This window comes from Nocardioides sp. W7, from assembly GCF_022919075.1.
GTDB lineage: Bacteria > Actinomycetota > Actinomycetes > Propionibacteriales > Nocardioidaceae > Nocardioides.
In genome coordinates this window covers 370,027-385,521 of record NZ_CP095078.1, presented here as the reverse complement: position 1 = coordinate 385,521, position 15,495 = coordinate 370,027, and the positions used below count along the sequence as shown (strand labels likewise).

15 protein-coding genes and 1 tRNA gene are annotated in these 15,495 nt (G+C 71.1%); 11 read left to right on the top strand and 5 right to left on the bottom strand.

All coding sequences use genetic code 11. The annotated features are described in order from the left end of the window. Window positions 1–46 precede the first annotated feature (46 nt). Window positions 47–343 (top strand): WhiB family transcriptional regulator, encoded by a 297-nt coding sequence (locus MUB56_RS01905; RefSeq protein WP_280637350.1) that lies wholly within the window; start codon window positions 47–49, stop codon window positions 341–343. 13 nt (window positions 344–356) lie between these two features. On the opposite strand, the gene MUB56_RS01900 is transcribed toward MUB56_RS01905, so the two are convergent. Then, a tRNA-Lys gene (locus tag MUB56_RS01900) sits at window positions 357–429 on the bottom strand. 368 nt (window positions 430–797) lie between these two features. Between MUB56_RS01900 and MUB56_RS01895 the strand changes: the two genes are divergently transcribed. The 8 genes from MUB56_RS01895 to MUB56_RS01860 all read left to right on the top strand — a co-directional run bounded on the left by MUB56_RS01895 (window position 798) and on the right by MUB56_RS01860 (window position 8,240). After that, window positions 798–2,771 carry a hypothetical protein gene (locus MUB56_RS01895; RefSeq protein WP_244930226.1) on the top strand — a complete coding sequence of 658 codons (1,974 nt, stop codon included), beginning with the start codon at window positions 798–800 and terminating at the stop codon, window positions 2,769–2,771. Window positions 2,772–2,787: 16 nt separating this feature from the next. Then, window positions 2,788–3,522: a VOC family protein gene (locus MUB56_RS01890; protein WP_244930225.1), complete on the top strand. Its 735-nt coding sequence runs from the start codon at window positions 2,788–2,790 to the stop codon at window positions 3,520–3,522. 335 nt (window positions 3,523–3,857) lie between these two features. Beyond that, window positions 3,858–4,061: a cold-shock protein gene (locus tag MUB56_RS01885; protein ID WP_068108172.1), complete on the top strand. Its 204-nt coding sequence runs from the start codon at window positions 3,858–3,860 to the stop codon at window positions 4,059–4,061. Window positions 4,062–4,325: 264 nt separating this feature from the next. Continuing rightward, a complete protein-coding gene (locus tag MUB56_RS01880; protein WP_244930224.1) occupies window positions 4,326–4,490 on the top strand; it encodes a hypothetical protein in 165 nt (54 codons plus the stop codon). 71 nt (window positions 4,491–4,561) lie between these two features. Further along, window positions 4,562–4,864: a metal-sensitive transcriptional regulator gene (locus tag MUB56_RS01875; protein WP_244930223.1), complete on the top strand. Its 303-nt coding sequence runs from the start codon at window positions 4,562–4,564 to the stop codon at window positions 4,862–4,864. Window positions 4,865–4,889: 25 nt separating this feature from the next. After that, window positions 4,890–5,096: a heavy metal-associated domain-containing protein gene (locus tag MUB56_RS01870; protein WP_244930222.1), complete on the top strand. Its 207-nt coding sequence runs from the start codon at window positions 4,890–4,892 to the stop codon at window positions 5,094–5,096. 14 nt (window positions 5,097–5,110) lie between these two features. Then, a complete protein-coding gene (locus MUB56_RS01865; RefSeq protein WP_244930221.1) occupies window positions 5,111–6,046 on the top strand; it encodes a hypothetical protein in 936 nt (311 codons plus the stop codon). Further along, on the top strand, window positions 6,036–8,240 hold the full coding sequence (locus MUB56_RS01860) for a heavy metal translocating P-type ATPase (protein ID WP_244930220.1): 2,205 nt from the start codon (window positions 6,036–6,038) through the stop codon (window positions 8,238–8,240). The genes MUB56_RS01865 and MUB56_RS01860 overlap by 11 nt, the downstream gene beginning before the upstream one ends. Window positions 8,241–8,252: 12 nt before the next feature. Here the strand turns inward: MUB56_RS01860 and MUB56_RS01855 are convergent, their stop codons facing one another. Continuing rightward, entirely contained in the window at window positions 8,253–9,287 is a 1,035-nt protein-coding gene (locus tag MUB56_RS01855; RefSeq protein WP_244930219.1) for a hypothetical protein, read from the bottom strand. 41 nt (window positions 9,288–9,328) lie between these two features. Between MUB56_RS01855 and MUB56_RS01850 the strand changes: the two genes are divergently transcribed. Next, on the top strand, window positions 9,329–10,201 hold the full coding sequence (locus tag MUB56_RS01850) for an NUDIX hydrolase (RefSeq protein ID WP_244930218.1): 873 nt from the start codon (window positions 9,329–9,331) through the stop codon (window positions 10,199–10,201). A gap of 280 nt (window positions 10,202–10,481) precedes the next feature. Further along, a complete protein-coding gene (locus MUB56_RS01845; protein ID WP_244930217.1) occupies window positions 10,482–11,441 on the top strand; it encodes a hypothetical protein in 960 nt (319 codons plus the stop codon). A 118-nt stretch (window positions 11,442–11,559) separates the two neighbouring features. Here the strand turns inward: MUB56_RS01845 and MUB56_RS01840 are convergent, their stop codons facing one another. The 3 genes from MUB56_RS01840 to MUB56_RS01830 form a co-directional block, all read right to left on the bottom strand. Continuing rightward, on the bottom strand, window positions 11,560–12,561 hold the full coding sequence (locus MUB56_RS01840) for an inorganic phosphate transporter (RefSeq protein ID WP_244930216.1): 1,002 nt from the start codon (window positions 12,559–12,561) through the stop codon (window positions 11,560–11,562). Between the two features lie 5 nt (window positions 12,562–12,566). Next, a complete protein-coding gene (locus MUB56_RS01835; RefSeq protein ID WP_244932335.1) occupies window positions 12,567–13,184 on the bottom strand; it encodes a DUF47 family protein in 618 nt (205 codons plus the stop codon). Window positions 13,185–13,272: 88 nt separating this feature from the next. Further along, the gene (locus MUB56_RS01830; RefSeq protein ID WP_244930215.1) at window positions 13,273–15,423 is read right to left on the bottom strand and encodes an RNA degradosome polyphosphate kinase; all 2,151 of its coding nucleotides are present in this window, start codon (window positions 15,421–15,423) and stop codon (window positions 13,273–13,275) included. Between the last annotated feature and the right edge of the window lie 72 nt (window positions 15,424–15,495).

Genomic DNA, 15,495 nt, shown 5'->3' with positions numbered 1-15,495 from the left:
AGTCCGCTCCCAGTCCCCTGCAAGCGGGCGCGCGTAGTCATGTCCCATGAGCACCGCGACCCTCGCCGAGACCCTCCCCCTGACCCTGACCGCACCCCCGGCCGCCGTCACCCCCGACGTCCTGCCCTGCCACGCCGACCCCGACCTGTGGTTCGCCAAGGACAACGACGAGGCGATGCGCGCCAAGTCGGCCTGCCTGCCCTGCCCGATCCGCTCCGCCTGCCTGTCGGCGGCCGTCGACCGCGGGGAGCCGTGGGGAGTCTGGGGCGGCGAGCTGTTCAGCGCCGGCCAGGTGATCCCGCGCAAGCCGCGTCGCGGCCGTCCGCCGAAGGTCCGGTCGTGACCGAGACGGTCGGTAGGCCCCGTGGGACTCGAACCCACAACCAAAGGATTAAAAGTCCTCTGCTCTGCCAATTGAGCTAGGGGCCCGCGGTATGGAGAGGACCTGGGGAGAACCCGAGGGAGCCCTCATACCGGGTGGAGCATATCGAGGCGCTCCGGAGCCGGTCGCGGTGGCACTCGTGGCCCTGCGGGGGTTGCCTGCGGGAATGACCGACGGACCTCGGGTAGCACATCACTCGCCGACACGGGGGTTTTCCGGCGGTCTCCTCGCGCGAGGGGCGGGAGTAGGAAGACCGCAGTCCGAAGGCGGCAGTCCGAGTACGCTCCCCCGGACCAGCCGCTCAGTTGCACCTCGGAGACGTCTCCTCATGGCGCTACATTCGACACGACCTCACGACGTTGATCCGCGGACTCGCGGACTCGCCGAGCTCGCCTACGTCGCTCCCGCTGCTGTCGTGCTCGAGGCGCTGATCACCTTCCTGATCGTGAAGGTCGGGCCCGAGCCGAGCCCACCTGCCATCAGCAGCGATGTGTTCGCAGCCCATCTGGCGGCCACGCTCCTGGAGCCCCGCGATCGGGTGGTTCTCGTGGGCTGGTGGCTCTCGGTCCCGATGCTCCTCGGGCTGGTGTGGGTCCTGGCCCGACTCCGCCGCGGGCCGGCCCGACTGTTCGTCGACGTACTCGCGCTCGCCGGCGCGGTCGTCCTGGCCGTGGCGGCCGCCCTCTGGTTCGAGGAGGTGGACCCGGGCCTCGCGGCTTGGTTCCCGCGTCTGCAGTGGTGGGAGCTGGTCCTCGGCGTGCTGGCCGCCGTCCTCGCCGTCGCGTCGCTGCTGGTCCGCGGCGTCTGGTTCCGACGCGTCGCCTCGGTCGTGCTGGTGGTCGTGATCCTGGCGTTCCTGCTGCCCGCCCTGGTCCAGACGCCGACCAGCATCGTGGAGCCGTGGCACGCCACCTACACGCTCGACGAGCTGATCGCTCCCGCCGTGGGGCGGGTGCCGCTGGTCGACTACTTCCCGCAGTACGTCAACCTGCTCGGTCTCCCCATCGCCCCGGTGATCCGGTCATCGCCCGACCACGCGCTGGCGATCGCCCTCGGGTGGGTCCTGTTCCTGCAGGTGGTCACCATCGCCGGCGCGGTCCTGGTGGGCGCGATGGTCGGCGGTCGCCGGACCGTGCCGGTCGTGCTCCTCCTCGTGTCCGCGCCGATCATCTTCGCCACTGCCAACGGTGTGTACCCGGCGACCTACTTCGCTTCCGTGCCGTTCCGGACCGTGCTCCCCGTGGTGACCATCGTGGCGGCGCTCGCCCTGTTCAGGCGGAGCGCCGGTCTCGGGACCAGGGGCGTCGCGTGGCGAGCGGCGGTCGTGGGGTTGCTCGCCGGTGTCGCTGCGCTCAACAACCCCGATCACGGGTTGCCCGTCGTGGTGGCGGTGGGCGTGGGGATCGTGTTGGCGCTGACCGGGTGGCGAGACCGAGTGGTCGCCGCGGTCGTGGGCGGGGTCGCCGTCGCTCTGCCGTTCCTCGTCTACGCGACGGTCACGGCGCTCATCGGCGAGTCGGCCGACTGGTCGAAGTTCCTCCTGTTCTCGCAGATGTTCGGGACCATCGGCTACGGGAACGTCGCCATGCCGGCGTTCGGCACCCATGTCGGGGTCGTCGCGTTCTTCGCCGCCGCGACCGTGGTCGGGATCCTCCTTCAGGTACGCCGGAGGGACTCGGACACCTGGCGCATCCAGGGGCTCGCCCTCACTCTCTGCGGCGGGTGGTCGTTGCTGACCCTGCCGTACTACATGGGGCGATCCCTGCCGACGCAGCTGCTCTTCGGATATGCCGTCCAGGTCGGACTGGTGTCTGCCGCGCTGGTGCCCCTGTTCCTGCACGTGGTGAAGCGCATGGCGAGCGGGGACGTCCGGGTCACCGCGGCGGGAGCGACCTCGGTGGCGTTGACCCTCCTGGCCCTGGGTTCTGTCGCCGGATCCCTGTGGAGCGCACCGACCCCGGCCGCGTCCTTCGACCGGCTCGAGGCCGCCGAGGTGGTCGGACCATCGAATCTTCCGCAGGACACCCCCGCGGTCCAAGCCGCCCTGCAGGACCCTGCCAATGGCGATCTGCGTCGTCTGGACGCGCAGGGTCTCCTGGGTCAGGTCGTGGGCTCGCCCTCGGTGGTGGAGCTGACCACGGGCGTGCCGAACGTGACCGTGACCAACCAGCCCACCTATCTGGCGATCGCGGTCGGGATGCTCCGGCTGCAGTGCCAGGTGATGGCGGACCAGACGGTGACCGCGGTGATCATGGCCGACTGGGTGGCCGCCAACCTGAACGCCGTCGAGGACTGTTGCAGCGTCTTCGTGGTGGAGAGCGCGTACCGGCCCGTCGCCCCGGGCTTCGTGGTCGTGGAGGTTCGCGCGGCCGGTGTCCCGACCCCGTGACCGGTAGGTTGCCGCCGTGCCCGAGACCGGAGTCGTCGCTCTCAACCACGTCGGCGTGAGCGTCGCCGACCTCGAGCGCGCTCGCGCGTTCTGGGTCGACGGCCTGGGGGCCGTCGACCACGGCGCGTTCGGCTGGCCGGTCGGGACGACCCCGGCCGACGAGTCGCTGGCCACGGAGGGGACGGCGGCCGAGGTGGCACTGCTGCGCACCGACGCGGCATTCCTGGAGCTGTTCGCGTTCAGCTCGCCGACACCGGCGACCCGCGCCCCCGGTACGCCGGGCGTCGCGGGCCTGGTCTGGGCGGTGCCGGACGTCGCCGCGGTCCGCGCGCGCCTGGGGTACGCCGAGGCTGAGCCGGTCGTCTGCCCGGACGGCACCCCGATCGAGCTCCGGGCGTCCGACGACGGGCCGACCGGTCTGGTGGGGGTGGTGGTGCGGGTCGCCGACCCGGCTGGCCACCCCCTGCCTCCGGTCCCCGGCCCGGTCTCGGTGAGGGTGGCGGGTGGGGCCGGCGCGGCCCCCGCACGACCGGTCGACCTCGGGGTCAATCACGTCTGCCTGGACGTGGACGGCATCGCGGAGGTCCGAGCCGGTCTGGACCGGGTGCGCTGGCACCACGACGTCACGGAGTCCAGCGGCGGGATCGCGGCGGTCTGCTACGGGACGACGGATGACGGCGTACTCGTCGAGCTTCTGGAGAGTCGCAGCCCCGCCGCGTTCCTCGCCCGGTGCCGGCTCGCCTGCGGCTAGCCGCCGCCCAGGGGCGTGCATCCCCCGGGAGACGGGCGGACCGGGTCCGCCCGGCCCGGCCGGTTTCCCGACCTGACACACGCCCGTTGCAGAACCTTCACGTCTCTCGTCGAGAAAGCAGGGGTCTGGGGGGTTTGCTCGGCCGACTTGCTTGGTACTGTCTTTCCTGCAACAGGTGCAAGTTCCAGCTGGTCTGACGCCCGCGGAGTTTGTGATCCAACGGCGTTTCTGCTTTGTGGTCTTACCAATCACGAGTCGGAGCGACGTGTCACCGCATCTGGTGTGGGGCCGTCGATGTGATGGCCTCTCGTTCCGATATCAGGAGTAACGAGCACATGGCTCAAGGCACCGTGAAGTGGTTCAACGCTGAGAAGGGCTTCGGCTTCATTGCGCAGGAGGACGGCGGCGACGACGTTTTCGTGCACTACTCGGCGATCCAGACCCAGGGCTACAAGTCCCTGGACGAGAACCAGAAGGTTGAGTTCGACGTCACCCAGGGCCCGAAGGGCCCCCAGGCGGAGAACGTTCGCGCCGTCTGACAAGACCGGCACTGGTCTGGCACCTGTCTGACCACAGCCACCACGAGGTCCCACCCGTCACGGGTGGGGCCTCGTGCTGTCTTCCGGAGGTCTGTGCGTCACCGGGTGGGCCGGGTCCGGGGTCGCGATCGCGGTTTAGTCGTACTCTGGGTGGGGAACGTATTTCCGGGACGTGCGTCCGGAGTCCCGGGCCCGCGTGAGTGACGATCAGCAGCGACGATCAGGCAGCGACATGAGGCAGTGACATCAGACTGGGAGGCAGGCGTGCACGACCAGTTCGACGTCACCTTGGAAGATGCCGACCTGCTGGGTGAGGTCGAGCTCACGACCAACCTCATCATCGCGGCCAGCGAGGCCGACGATCACCTGTCCCCAGCCGAGATCGACGAGATCCTGGGCGTCGTGCCCGCGCCTCGCGCCGAGAGTTGAGCAGCCCCGCTCCACGAGCGGGGCTTTTCTGCGCCTTGAGGTTGATACCCTAGGGGGGTAGGGTCTTAGGCATGGCAGGCGAGAGCGGACACCAGCACGGCTACATCCACCGCAAGGACGACTACCTGAAGCGGCTGCGCCGGATCGAGGGCCAGGCCCGGGGTCTGCAGCGGATGGTCGAGGAGGAGCAGTACTGCATCGACATCCTGACCCAGGTGGCCGCGATGACGAAGGCCCTCCAGGCCGTCTCCCTCGGCCTGCTCGAGGAGCACATGCACCACTGCGTCGTCGACGCAGCCCGGAGCGGTGACGCCGAGGGGCGGGCGAAGGTCGCCGAGGCCCTCGAGGCGATCACCCGCCTGGTCCGGTCCTGAGCAACCCAGACGAAGGAACGAGAAGATGAGCGAGCAGACCACCTGGAACGTCGGCGGCATGACCTGCGGTCATTGCGAGCTGTCGGTGCGCGAGGAGATCGGTGAGATCCCGGGCGTGACCGCGGTCGAGGCCTCCCACGAGACCGGCCGGGTCGTCGTCACCAGCAACGGCTCCCTCGACCCGGCGGCCGTGGCCGCTGCGGTCGAGGAAGCCGGCTACCGGTTGGTGTGAGCGCGATGGGAGTCATGACCGGGACGCCGGCGCGGGTCGCCGCGTTCGGCGGGATCCTGGCGCTCGTGCTGGGTGCGGGGATCGGTCTGGGCCGCCTGGTGGGTCCGGACGACACCGAGCCGACCGCTCACGAGGCGGGCGGGCACGCGGAGGACGGGCACGCGGGGAGCGGGCAGGAAGCGGCCGGCGGCCATGCCTCGACGACTCCGGCCGGGCTGGAGAGCGCCGCGGGCGGCTACACCCTGCACCTGGTCGAGGACCGGCTGGCGCCGGGACGGCAGCGCCTCGCGTTCCACGTCATGGGTCCGGACGGCGCCCCGGTGACGTCGTACGACGTCCAGCACGAGAAGGAGCTGCACCTGATCGCGGTGCGCCGCGACCTGACCGGCTTCCAGCACGTCCACCCGGACCGCGCGGTCGACGGCACCTGGTCCGTCGACCTCGACCTGACCCCCGGCGTGTGGCGGGTGCTGGCCGACACCGCCCCCACCGGCGGCGAGCCGGTGGTGCTCGGCGCCGACCTGACCGTCCCGGGCGACTTCGACCCCGAGCCGCTGGGCGAGCAGACGCTGAGCTCCTCGGTCGACGGGTACGACGTGACGCTCGGCGGCCTGCTGCAGGCGGGCGTCGAGACGGAGCTCGCGCTCACCGTCCAGCGCCGCGGGGAGCCCGTGACCGACCTGGAGCCCTATCTCGGCGCCAACGGCCACCTGGTCGCGCTGCGCTCCGGCGACCTCGGCTACCTGCACGTCCACCCGGACGAGGGCGACGGGACCGGGCCCGCGATCCGGTTCCACACCAGCTTCCCGAGCGCGGGGACCTACCGGCTCTTCCTGGACTTCCAGCACGAGGGCGTGGTGCGCACCGCGAGCTTCACCGTCGAGGTCGGGGGAGCGGGCGCGACCGATGAGCCCGAGACGGGCCAGCACGGGACAGGCCATGAGCACTGAGACCAGCACTGAGATGGGCACTGAGATGAGCACTGACGTCGAGCTCGACATCACCGGGATGACCTGCGCGTCCTGCGCCAACCGGATCGAGCGGAAGCTGAACAGGCTCGACGGGGTCTCGGCGTCGGTGAACTACGCCACCGAGAAGGCCCGGGTGTCCTTCCCGTCCACGCTGACCCCCGACGACCTGCTGGCGACCGTCGCCGCGGCGGGGTACGCCGCAACCCTGCCCCGGGACGCCGCCGAGCCGGAGGCGGCCGAGGAGACCGGCGACCCCGAGCTCGAGGCGCTGCGGCAGCGGCTGGTGGTCTCGGCGGTGCTGACGGTGCCCGTCGTCGCGATGGCGATGGTGCCGGCGCTCCAGGTCGACCACTGGCAGTGGCTCTCGCTGACCCTGGCCGCGCCCGTCGTGGTGTGGGGCGCCTGGCCGTTCCACCGGGCGGCGGCGCTGAACGCGCGGCACGGCACCTCGACGATGGACACGCTGGTCTCGCTCGGGGTGCTCGCCGCCTTCGGCTGGTCGCTCGTCGCCCTGTTCTGGGGCACGGCGGGCGAGACCGGGATGACCCACCCGTTCCGGCTCACCATCGAGCGCACCGACGGGCTCGGCAACATCTACCTGGAGGCCGCCACCGGCGTCACGACGTTCCTGCTCGCGGGCCGCTGGTTCGAGAAGCGGTCGAAGCGGCGGGCCGGGGCCGCGCTGCGGGCCTTGCTGTCGCTGGGCGCGAAGGACGTCTCCGTGCTGCGCGCCGGGGTCGAGGTGTCGGTGCCGGCGGGCGAGCTCGCGGTCGGCGACCTGTTCGTCGTACGCCCCGGCGAGAAGATCGCCACCGACGGCCGTGTGGAGAGCGGCACCTCCGCGGTGGACGCCTCGATGCTCACCGGTGAGCCGGTGCCCGTCGAGGTCGGGCCAGGCGACGCGGTCACCGGGGCCACGATCAACGCGGGCGGCCGGCTGCTGGTGCGCGCGACCCGGGTCGGCGCCGACACCCAGCTCGCGCAGATGGCCCGGCTGGTCGAGGAGGCGCAGCACGGCAAGGCGCAGGCGCAGCGGCTCGCCGACCGGATCTCCGGCTTCTTCGTGCCGGTGGTGATCGCGCTGGCCGTCGGGACCCTCGGCTTCTGGCTGGGGTCGGGTGCGTCCGCGGCGACCGCGTTCACCGCGGCCGTGGCGGTGCTGATCATCGCCTGCCCGTGCGCCCTCGGGCTGGCCACGCCGACCGCGCTGATGGTCGGCACCGGCCGCGGCGCCCAGCTCGGCATCCTGATCCGCGGGCCCGAGGTGCTGGAGTCGACCCGCCGGATCGACACCGTCGTCCTCGACAAGACCGGCACCGTCACGACCGGTCGGATGACCCTGCTCGAGGTGGTCGCCGCCGACGGCGAGGACCCGGACGACGTCCTCCGTGCGGCGGGTGCCGTCGAGGACGCCTCGGAGCACCCGATCGGGCGCGCGGTCGCGACCGGTGCGCGCGAGCGGCTGGGAGAGCTGCCGTCGGCGACCGGGTTCCGCGCGACGGCGGGCCTGGGGGTCGAGGGCCGCATCGACGGACGGGTGGTCACGGTCGGCCGCGCCGCTGCCGACGTCGACCAGCCGGATGGACACACGGTCGTCCAGGTGAGCTGGGACGGCGTGCCGCGGGGGTGGCTGCACGTGGCCGACCGGGTCAAGGAAACCTCGGCCGAGGCGGTCCGGGAGCTGCGTGCCCTCGGACTGCGGCCGGTGCTGCTCACCGGTGACCACGAGCGCGCCGCGCGGGCGGTGGCGGCCCAGGTCGGCATCGAGGACGTGATCGCGGAGGTGCTGCCCGCCGACAAGGTCGACGTCGTGAAACGGCTGCAGGCCGAGGGCCGGGTCGTCGCCATGGTCGGTGACGGCGTCAACGACGCCGCGGCTCTCGCGCAGGCCGACCTCGGCATCGCGATGGGCACCGGCGCCGACGTCGCGATCGAGGCGAGTGACCTGACCCTGGTGCGCGGCGATCTGCGGGTCGCGGCGACCGCCGTACGCCTCTCCCGGCGGACGCTCGCGACCATCAAGGGCAACCTGTTCTGGGCCTTCGGCTACAACGTGGCGGCGCTGCCGCTGGCCGCCGCCGGGCTGCTCAACCCGATGCTCGCCGGGGCCGCGATGGCGCTGTCGTCGGTGTTCGTGGTCTCCAACAGCCTGCGCCTGCGGCGCTTCCGGTAGGAGCCATCGGGATCAGCAGGTCGCGAAGAGCACCGGGCCGGAGCTGAGGTCGGAGAGCACGTAGGCGCCCTCGGCGGGCCGCAGCGGCAGCGTGACCACGGTCCCGTCGGCCACGACGTCGCCGAGGGTGAACCGATCGGAGAACGAGCCGCCCTGGCCCGGCGCCGGCCCCGAGGCGAGCACGGCGCGGCTGTCGGCGTCGGCCCGGGCCTGGTCGTCGTTCTCGAAGGCCATCGCGACCAGTACGTCGCGGTCGGGCTGCACCGCCATCGCGAAGGCGGTCATCGGGTGCACCTCGCCCGCCGCGGCGAGGAGCTCGTCGGCCTCGGCCTGGTCGGCGGGGTCGGCCTGGCCCATCGCCAGCGCGGAGCAGGCGTAGCTGCCGCGGAAGACCGACGCGGACAGCGGGTCGCCGACCGCGTCGACGACCTCGGTGAGTCGGTCCTCGCCACCACGGTCCTCGATCACCGAGCCGAGGTAGCCCACGTTGTCGCTGAGGGTGAGCAGCTGCTCGTCGGCGTCCAGGGCGACGTACTGGAGCACCGGGCTCGACGGGCGGCCCGCCGCGACCGTGGCCACCAGCTCCTCGCCGCCCTTCCACACGCCCGTGGCGTCGTCGGGGCGGGTGTAGCCGAGGGCCTCCAGCCGGTCGCCGACGTCGTCGACGTCGAGGTCGTCGGGCAGCCCGACCACGACCGCCGCCCCCGCCTCGGACTGGCTGAACAGCTCCCAGTCGACGGTGGCCGGCGACCAGCCGTACTCCTCCTGCAGCAGCGGCGCCGACTCCACGAGCGCGGAGGCCGACGTCAGGTCGGCGTCGTAGCCGGCAGCGAGCAGCTCGTCGAGCTCGTCGACGCCGAGCTCGCGTCGTACCGCCCCCCAGGCCGTCCAGGACGCCCGCTCGATCTCGCTCGGCGCCAGCGAGAAGGCCCGCTCGAGCTCGGTGCGGTGCGCGTCGCGCCACCAGCGGACGCTGAGCACCGCCGCAGTGGCCACGAGCACCAGCACCAGCGTGACGACCAGGACCGGTCGTAGCCGTGCTCGCACACCGTCTCCTCAGCGTTTCGGGGTTCTGTGAGACTAGCCGTATGGGTCAGCTCCCCGATGTGCTCGCCGCGGGCGCGGTCGTCTTCCGGCCGGGTCGCCAGGTCCTCCTCGTGCACCGGGGGAGGTACGACGACTGGTCGTTCCCCAAGGGCAAGCTCGACCGGGGCGAGCACCGCACCGCCGCCGCCGTGCGTGAGGTGGAGGAGGAGACCGGCCTGCGGGTGCGGCTCGGGGTGCCGCTGGGTGGCCAGCGCTACGACACCGGCGCCCGGATGAAGTCGGTCTTCTACTGGACCGGTCGCGCGGTCGGCAGCGACGACGTGAGCGGCTACGCCGCGAACCACGAGATCGACCAGGTGGCCTGGGTCGACGTCGCCGAGGCGCGCAGCCGGCTGAGCTACGACTACGACCGGGTCACCCTCGAGGAGGCTCTCGAGAAGCGCCGCCGGACCCTGCCGCTGCTCGTGTTGCGCCACGCCCGGGCGCGGTCGCGGAAGGCGTGGCGCGACGAGGACCCGGTGCGGCCGCTGCTGGCGGTCGGTCGCACGCAGGCCGAGAAGCTGACGCCGGTGATCGCGGCGTACGACGTCCGTCGGGTGGTCAGCTCGGACGCGACCCGGTGCGCGGAGACCGTGGCGCCGTACGTTCGGGAGACGGGGGCTCGCTCGAAGCTCACCGGCCGGCTGAGCGAGGAGTCCGCGACCGAGGCCTCGGCGGCCCGGGCCGTCGACAAGCTGATCGGCCGGATGGGGAAGGACAGCGTCGGCGGGCTGCTCTGCACGCATCGGCCGGTGCTGCCCTGGGTCTACGACCACCTCGGGGTCGACGACCCGGAGCTGGAGCCCGGCGAGCTGCTCGTCGTACACCTGCGCAAGGGCGAAGTCCGTTCGACCGAACGGCACCCGTTCACCTGACGGAGTGTGGCCGGGTTGGCGGGATAGTCCGTCACACCAGGGGGCCGAATGTGGGAATTGTCCCCACCTGTGTGACGGAGTACCCCGCCGGTACTCGCGGGCCGCGTATCGTCCACAGGCGGCTTCCCCGTCCCCGGATGGTGGGGCGCTGTGGAACCGGACCACCGGCAGAGCGGATCCGGCCGATCCTCGACGGGTGCGTCGACTGGACCGCCTTCCGCCTGCACCTCATCCGGGTCATCCGGATGTGGTCTCGCCAGTCCCCGTCGACCCGAGCGGAGTGGCGGGCCCGACCCGGGACCAGGCACGGGGCGGGAGCTGGCGACGGGTCGCCGCCGGACTGTTCGTCCCGGCCGGCACCGACTCCGAACCGGTGGCGCAGCGGATCGTCGAGGCCGCCGGGGAGCTCCCGCCGTACGGCGGCGTCACCGGCTGGGGCGCCCTGAGCTGGATGGGCGGCCGCTGGTTCGACGGGTCCGATGATCGACCGGTGACGCTCGCCATCGGCGAAGGGAACCTCAGGCCGGATCAGCGACGCGTGCCGAGCAAGGAGCGGCTCGCCCCGGACGAGCTGATCGAGCACGACGGGCTCCTTGTGACGACGCCGGTGCGGTCGGTGTGCTTCGAGATGCGCTATGCCCGAAGCGTGCGCGCGGCGGTCCGGGTCCTCGAGCTCGCGGCGTTCTCGGACCTCGTCTCCGCCGCGGAGTGCCAGGAGCTCGTCGAGGAACGGCTGGCGGGCTGGACGGGCGTCCAACAATGCCGCGACGCCCTTCCGCACGCCGACGAGAACGTCTGGTCGCCGATGGAGCACACGATGCGCTTCGTGTGGATCGACGCAGGCCTGCCCCCTCCACGATGCAACGTGCCGGTGTTCGATCTCGACGGGCGCCATATCGGGACCCCCGACCTGATCGACCCCGCGACCGGAGTCGTCGGCGAGTACGACGGGTTCCTGCACCTGACGGGCTCCCAGAGGGCCAAGGACCTGGCCCGCGAGGAGCGCTTTCGTGGACACGGTCTGCACCCCGTGGCGATGGTCGGCGCCGACGTCGCCGATCCGTCGGCCGTCGTACACCGGCTGCACGCGTCGTACGCCCGGGCGGTGGCGGCACCGGTCACGGATCGGCGCTGGACGTTGCAGAAGCCGAGTTGGTGGCAGTCCACCGAGACCGTCGAGCAGCGTCGAGCCCTCGACGACCTGTCGCGGGCCCGGTTGCTGGCGCACCGGGCGGCCTGATCGCACCGGCCGGCGGGCCGCCGAGCGCATCGGCGGGGTAGTCCGTCACATGAGGGGGGTCTTGACGGAGAAAATCCCCCTGGTGTGACGGACTACCCCACCAACTATCGCCAGCTGCCTACGGCAGCTGGAAGACGAAGTGGCAGATGAGGTACACGGCGGCGGCGACGGCACCGGCCATGGGGAAGGTGAGGATCCAGGCGGCGAGGATCGACTTCGCCACGCCCCAGCGCACGGCGGAGAACCGCTTGGTCGCCCCGACACCCATCACGGCGGAGGTGATGGTGTGCGTCGTGGAGATGGGGGCGTGGTAGATGAACGCCGTGGTGTAGAGCACGGTGGCGGCCACCGCCTCGGCGGCGAAGCCGCGGGCCGGGTCGAGGTGGATGATCCGGCGACCGAGGGTGCGCATGATCCGCCAGCCGCCGGAGTAGGTGCCGAGCGAGATGGCGCTGGCGGCGGAGATGATGACCCACAGCGGGAGGTCGTCGCCCTGGTCCACGAAGCCGCCCGCGAGCAGCGCCAGGAAGATCACGCCCATCGTCTTCTGGGCGTCCTGCAGGCCGTGGCCCAGGGCCATCGCGGCGGCCGAGACGGTCTGCAGGAACCGGAAGTTGCGGTTGACCTTGTGGGGGTTGCGCTTGCGCAGCAACCACATGATCGCGAGCATCAGCGCGAAGCCGGCCGCGAACGCGAACAGCGGCGAGACGATCATCGGGATGACGACCTTGTCGATCACCGTCGACCACTCCACGAGGGTCCCGGACGCGAGCGCCGCGCCGACCAGTCCACCGATCAGGGCGTGGGAGGACGACGAGGGCAGGCCGTAGTACCAGGTGATGAGGTTCCACGCGATGGCGCCGAGGAGCCCGGACATCACCACGACCAGGCCTTGCGACCCGGACGGCGGCGAGATGACGCTGCCGACGGTGTTGGCGACCTCCTGGCCGAGGAACGCACCGACGAAGTTCATGACGGCGGCCATGATCAGGGCCACCCGCGGCGTCAGCGCCCGCGTCGACACCGAGGTGGCGATGGCGTTGGCCGCGTCGTGGAATCCGTTGGTGTAATCGAACGTCAGGGCAACGACGACTACGGCGATGACGAGCGCGAGTTCCACGTGGGTCAGGACTCCTTGACGGCGATCTGCTCCACGATGTTGGCGACCTTCTCGAAGGCGTCGATGGCGTCCTCGAGGGACTCCACGATGTCCTTCAGCTTCAGCACCTCGATGGTCTTGTACTCACCCGAGAAGAGGTTGGCCAGGATCCGGCGGTGGTTCTTGTCGCCGGTGTTCTCCAGCCGGTTGATCTCGATCCAGTACTCCTCGAGGGACTGCATCGACTGCAGCCGCGGCATCCAGGCGGAGGTCAGCTCGGCGCAGCGCTGCAGCACCTCGACCTGGTTCGACAGTGCGGCCGGCAGCTGCCGGACCTCGTAGAGCAGGATCATGTCGACGACCTCGTCCATCATGTCCATGACGTCGTCGAGACCCGAGGCCAGCGAGTAGATGTCCTCGCGGTCGAACGGCGTCACGAAGGTCGAGTTGACCTTCTTGATGATCGCGTGGGTCGTGTCGTCGGCCGCGTGCTCGGCGTCGCGCATGCGCCGGGCGACATCGTCGTGATCGGCGCCTTCGCTGAGCATCTCGGCCAGCAGCGCCGTGCCGGTCACCAGGTGGTTGGCCGAGTCGGTGAAGAGATCGTAGAACGAGGTATCGACCGGCCGGAAGCGGAACGCCACGAAGAACTCCTGGAGAGCGGGAAGCAAACGCCCATCATGCTAGGGGGTCGGCAGACGAACGACACAAGTCGGATGCCCGCCGCGGCCCTCAGGAGTTCGGTCGGCGGCGCCGCTGACGCTCGATCAGGCTCTCCTGGAGATGCACGTCACCCTCGTTGCGCCGCCAGTCGCCGGCGCTGTCGAGGAGCCACGCCGAGGTACTGGGCGCGAAGGCCAGGTCGAGCATGGTGCCGACCGCGGTGACGCTGTCGTCGCCGGGCAGTCGAACCAGGACCTCCACCCGGCGGTCCAGGTTGCGGTGCATCATGTCGGCCGAGCCGATCCAGACGACCGGCTCGCCGCCGTTCTCGAAGGAGAACACCCGGCTGTGTTCCAGGAACCGGCCCAGGATCGAGCGCACCTCGATCGTCTCCGACAGGCCGGGTACGCCAGGGCGCAGGGCGCAGATGCCGCGCACGAGCAGCTGGACCGGGACGCCGGCCTGCGAGGCGAGGTAGAGCGCGTCGATCACCGCCTCGTCGACCACCGAGTTGGCCTTCATCCGGATCCGGGCGGGCCGGCCGGCGGCGTGGTGGGCGACCTCCCGGTGGATCTGGTCGATCAGTCCGTCGCGCACCGAGTCCGGCGCGACGAGCAGCTCGTCGTACGACGCGTTGCGCGACCAGCCCGACAGGTTGTTGAACAGGTGGGCGACGTCCTCGCCGATGGTCTCGTTGGTGGTGATCAGCCCGAGGTCCTCGTACATCCGCGAGGTCTTCGGGTTGTAGTTGCCGGTGCCGATGTGGGTGTAGCGGCGGATGCCGTCGGGCTCGTCGCGCACCACCAGGGCGAGCTTGCAGTGGGTCTTGAGGCCCACCAGGCCGTAGACGACGTGGCAGCCGGCCTGCTCCAGCTTGCGGGCCCACCGGATGTTGGCCTGCTCGTCGAAGCGGGCCTTGATCTCGACGATCACCAGCACCTGCTTGCCGGCCTCGGCGGCGTCGATCAGGGCGTCGATGATCGGGCTGTCGCCGGAGGTGCGGTAGAGCGTCTGCTTGATGGCCAGCACGTGCGGGTCGGCGGCGGCCTGCTCGATGAAGCGCTGCACCGAGGTGGCGAACGAGTCGTACGGGTGGTGCAGCAGTACGTCGTTGCGCCGGGTCGCCTTGAACACGTCCACCGGTGCGGAGGACTCCACCTCGGCGAGCCGGTGGTGGGTGGTGGGCAGGAAGGCGGGGAACTTCAGCTCCTCGCGGCCCAGATCGGCGATCCCGTGCAGGCCGCGCAGGTCCAGCGGGCCGGGCAGCCGGAAGACCTCCTGGTCGACGACGCCCAGCTCGTCCATCAGCAGCTCCAGCACCGAGGTCGAGATCGACTCCTCGACCTCCAGGCGCACCGGCGGCCCGAAGCGCCGCCGCAGCAGCTCCTTCTCCAGGGCGGCGAGCAGGTTCTCGGCGTCGTCCTCCTCGACCTCGAGGTCCTCGTTGCGGGTGACCCGGAAGGTGTGCACCTCCAGCACCTCCATGCCCGGGAAGAGCCGCTTGAGGTGCTCGCGGATGACGTCCTCGAGCGGCACGAAGCGCTGGTTCCCGAGCGGGACGAACCGCGCGAAGATCGGCGGCACCTTGACCCGCGCGAAGTGCTCCTTGCGGGTCTTCGGGTTGCGGATCAGCACCGCCAGGTTGAGCGAGAGCCCCGAGATGTAGGGGAACGGGTGGGCCGGGTCGACAGCCAGCGGCGTGAGCACCGGGAAGATCCGGTCCTTGAACAGCCGCTTGCAGGACTTCTGCTCCTCGCGGTCCAGGTCGTCCCAGCGGACCAGCTCGATCCCGGCTTCGGTGAGCGAGGGCACGATGTCCTCGCGGAAGATCCGGGCGTGCCGCTCGCTCAGTCCGCGGGTCGTCGACCAGATGCTCTCCAGCACCTCGCGCGGCATCATCCCCGAGGCGGCACGCACGGCGAGGCCGGCGGCGATCCGGCGCTTGAGGCCGGCGACGCGCACCATGAAGAACTCGTCGAGGTTGCTGGTGAAGATGGCCAGGAACCGGGCCCGCTCCAGCAGCGGCAGGGTGGGGTCCTCGGCCAGCTCGAGCACCCGCTGGTTGAAGTGCAGCCAGGAGAGCTCCCGGTCGAGGAAGCGGTCGTCGTACTTCTCGACCGCGGCGAGCGCCTCGTGGTCGGGGACGTACGGCGGCTCGACGTCGAAGGGCTCCTCGGGAGCGGCCTCGTTCGACGAGACCGGGACGATCTCGGCTGACATGACGCCATTGTGGCATCGACGGGTGAACGCCAGGTGTCCTCCGGAGCGGCACCGGGGGGCCGGTAGGCGCGG

Excerpts from the sequence above, each read along its gene's own strand:
- MUB56_RS01860 (WP_244930220.1), top strand. The coding sequence starts at position 6,036 with ATGAGCACTGAGACCAGCACTGAGATGGGCACTGAGATGAGCACTGAC.
- MUB56_RS01865 (WP_244930221.1), top strand. The coding sequence starts at position 5,111 with ATGACCGGGACGCCGGCGCGGGTCGCCGCGTTCGGCGGGATCCTGGCG.
- MUB56_RS01870 (WP_244930222.1), top strand. The coding sequence starts at position 4,890 with ATGAGCGAGCAGACCACCTGGAACGTCGGCGGCATGACCTGCGGTCAT.
- MUB56_RS01850 (WP_244930218.1), top strand. The coding sequence starts at position 9,329 with ATGGGTCAGCTCCCCGATGTGCTCGCCGCGGGCGCGGTCGTCTTCCGG.
- MUB56_RS01830 (WP_244930215.1), bottom strand. The coding sequence starts at position 15,423 with ATGTCAGCCGAGATCGTCCCGGTCTCGTCGAACGAGGCCGCTCCCGAG.
- MUB56_RS01885 (WP_068108172.1), top strand. The coding sequence starts at position 3,858 with ATGGCTCAAGGCACCGTGAAGTGGTTCAACGCTGAGAAGGGCTTCGGC.
- MUB56_RS01905 (WP_280637350.1), top strand. The coding sequence starts at position 47 with ATGAGCACCGCGACCCTCGCCGAGACCCTCCCCCTGACCCTGACCGCA.
- MUB56_RS01875 (WP_244930223.1), top strand. The coding sequence starts at position 4,562 with ATGGCAGGCGAGAGCGGACACCAGCACGGCTACATCCACCGCAAGGAC.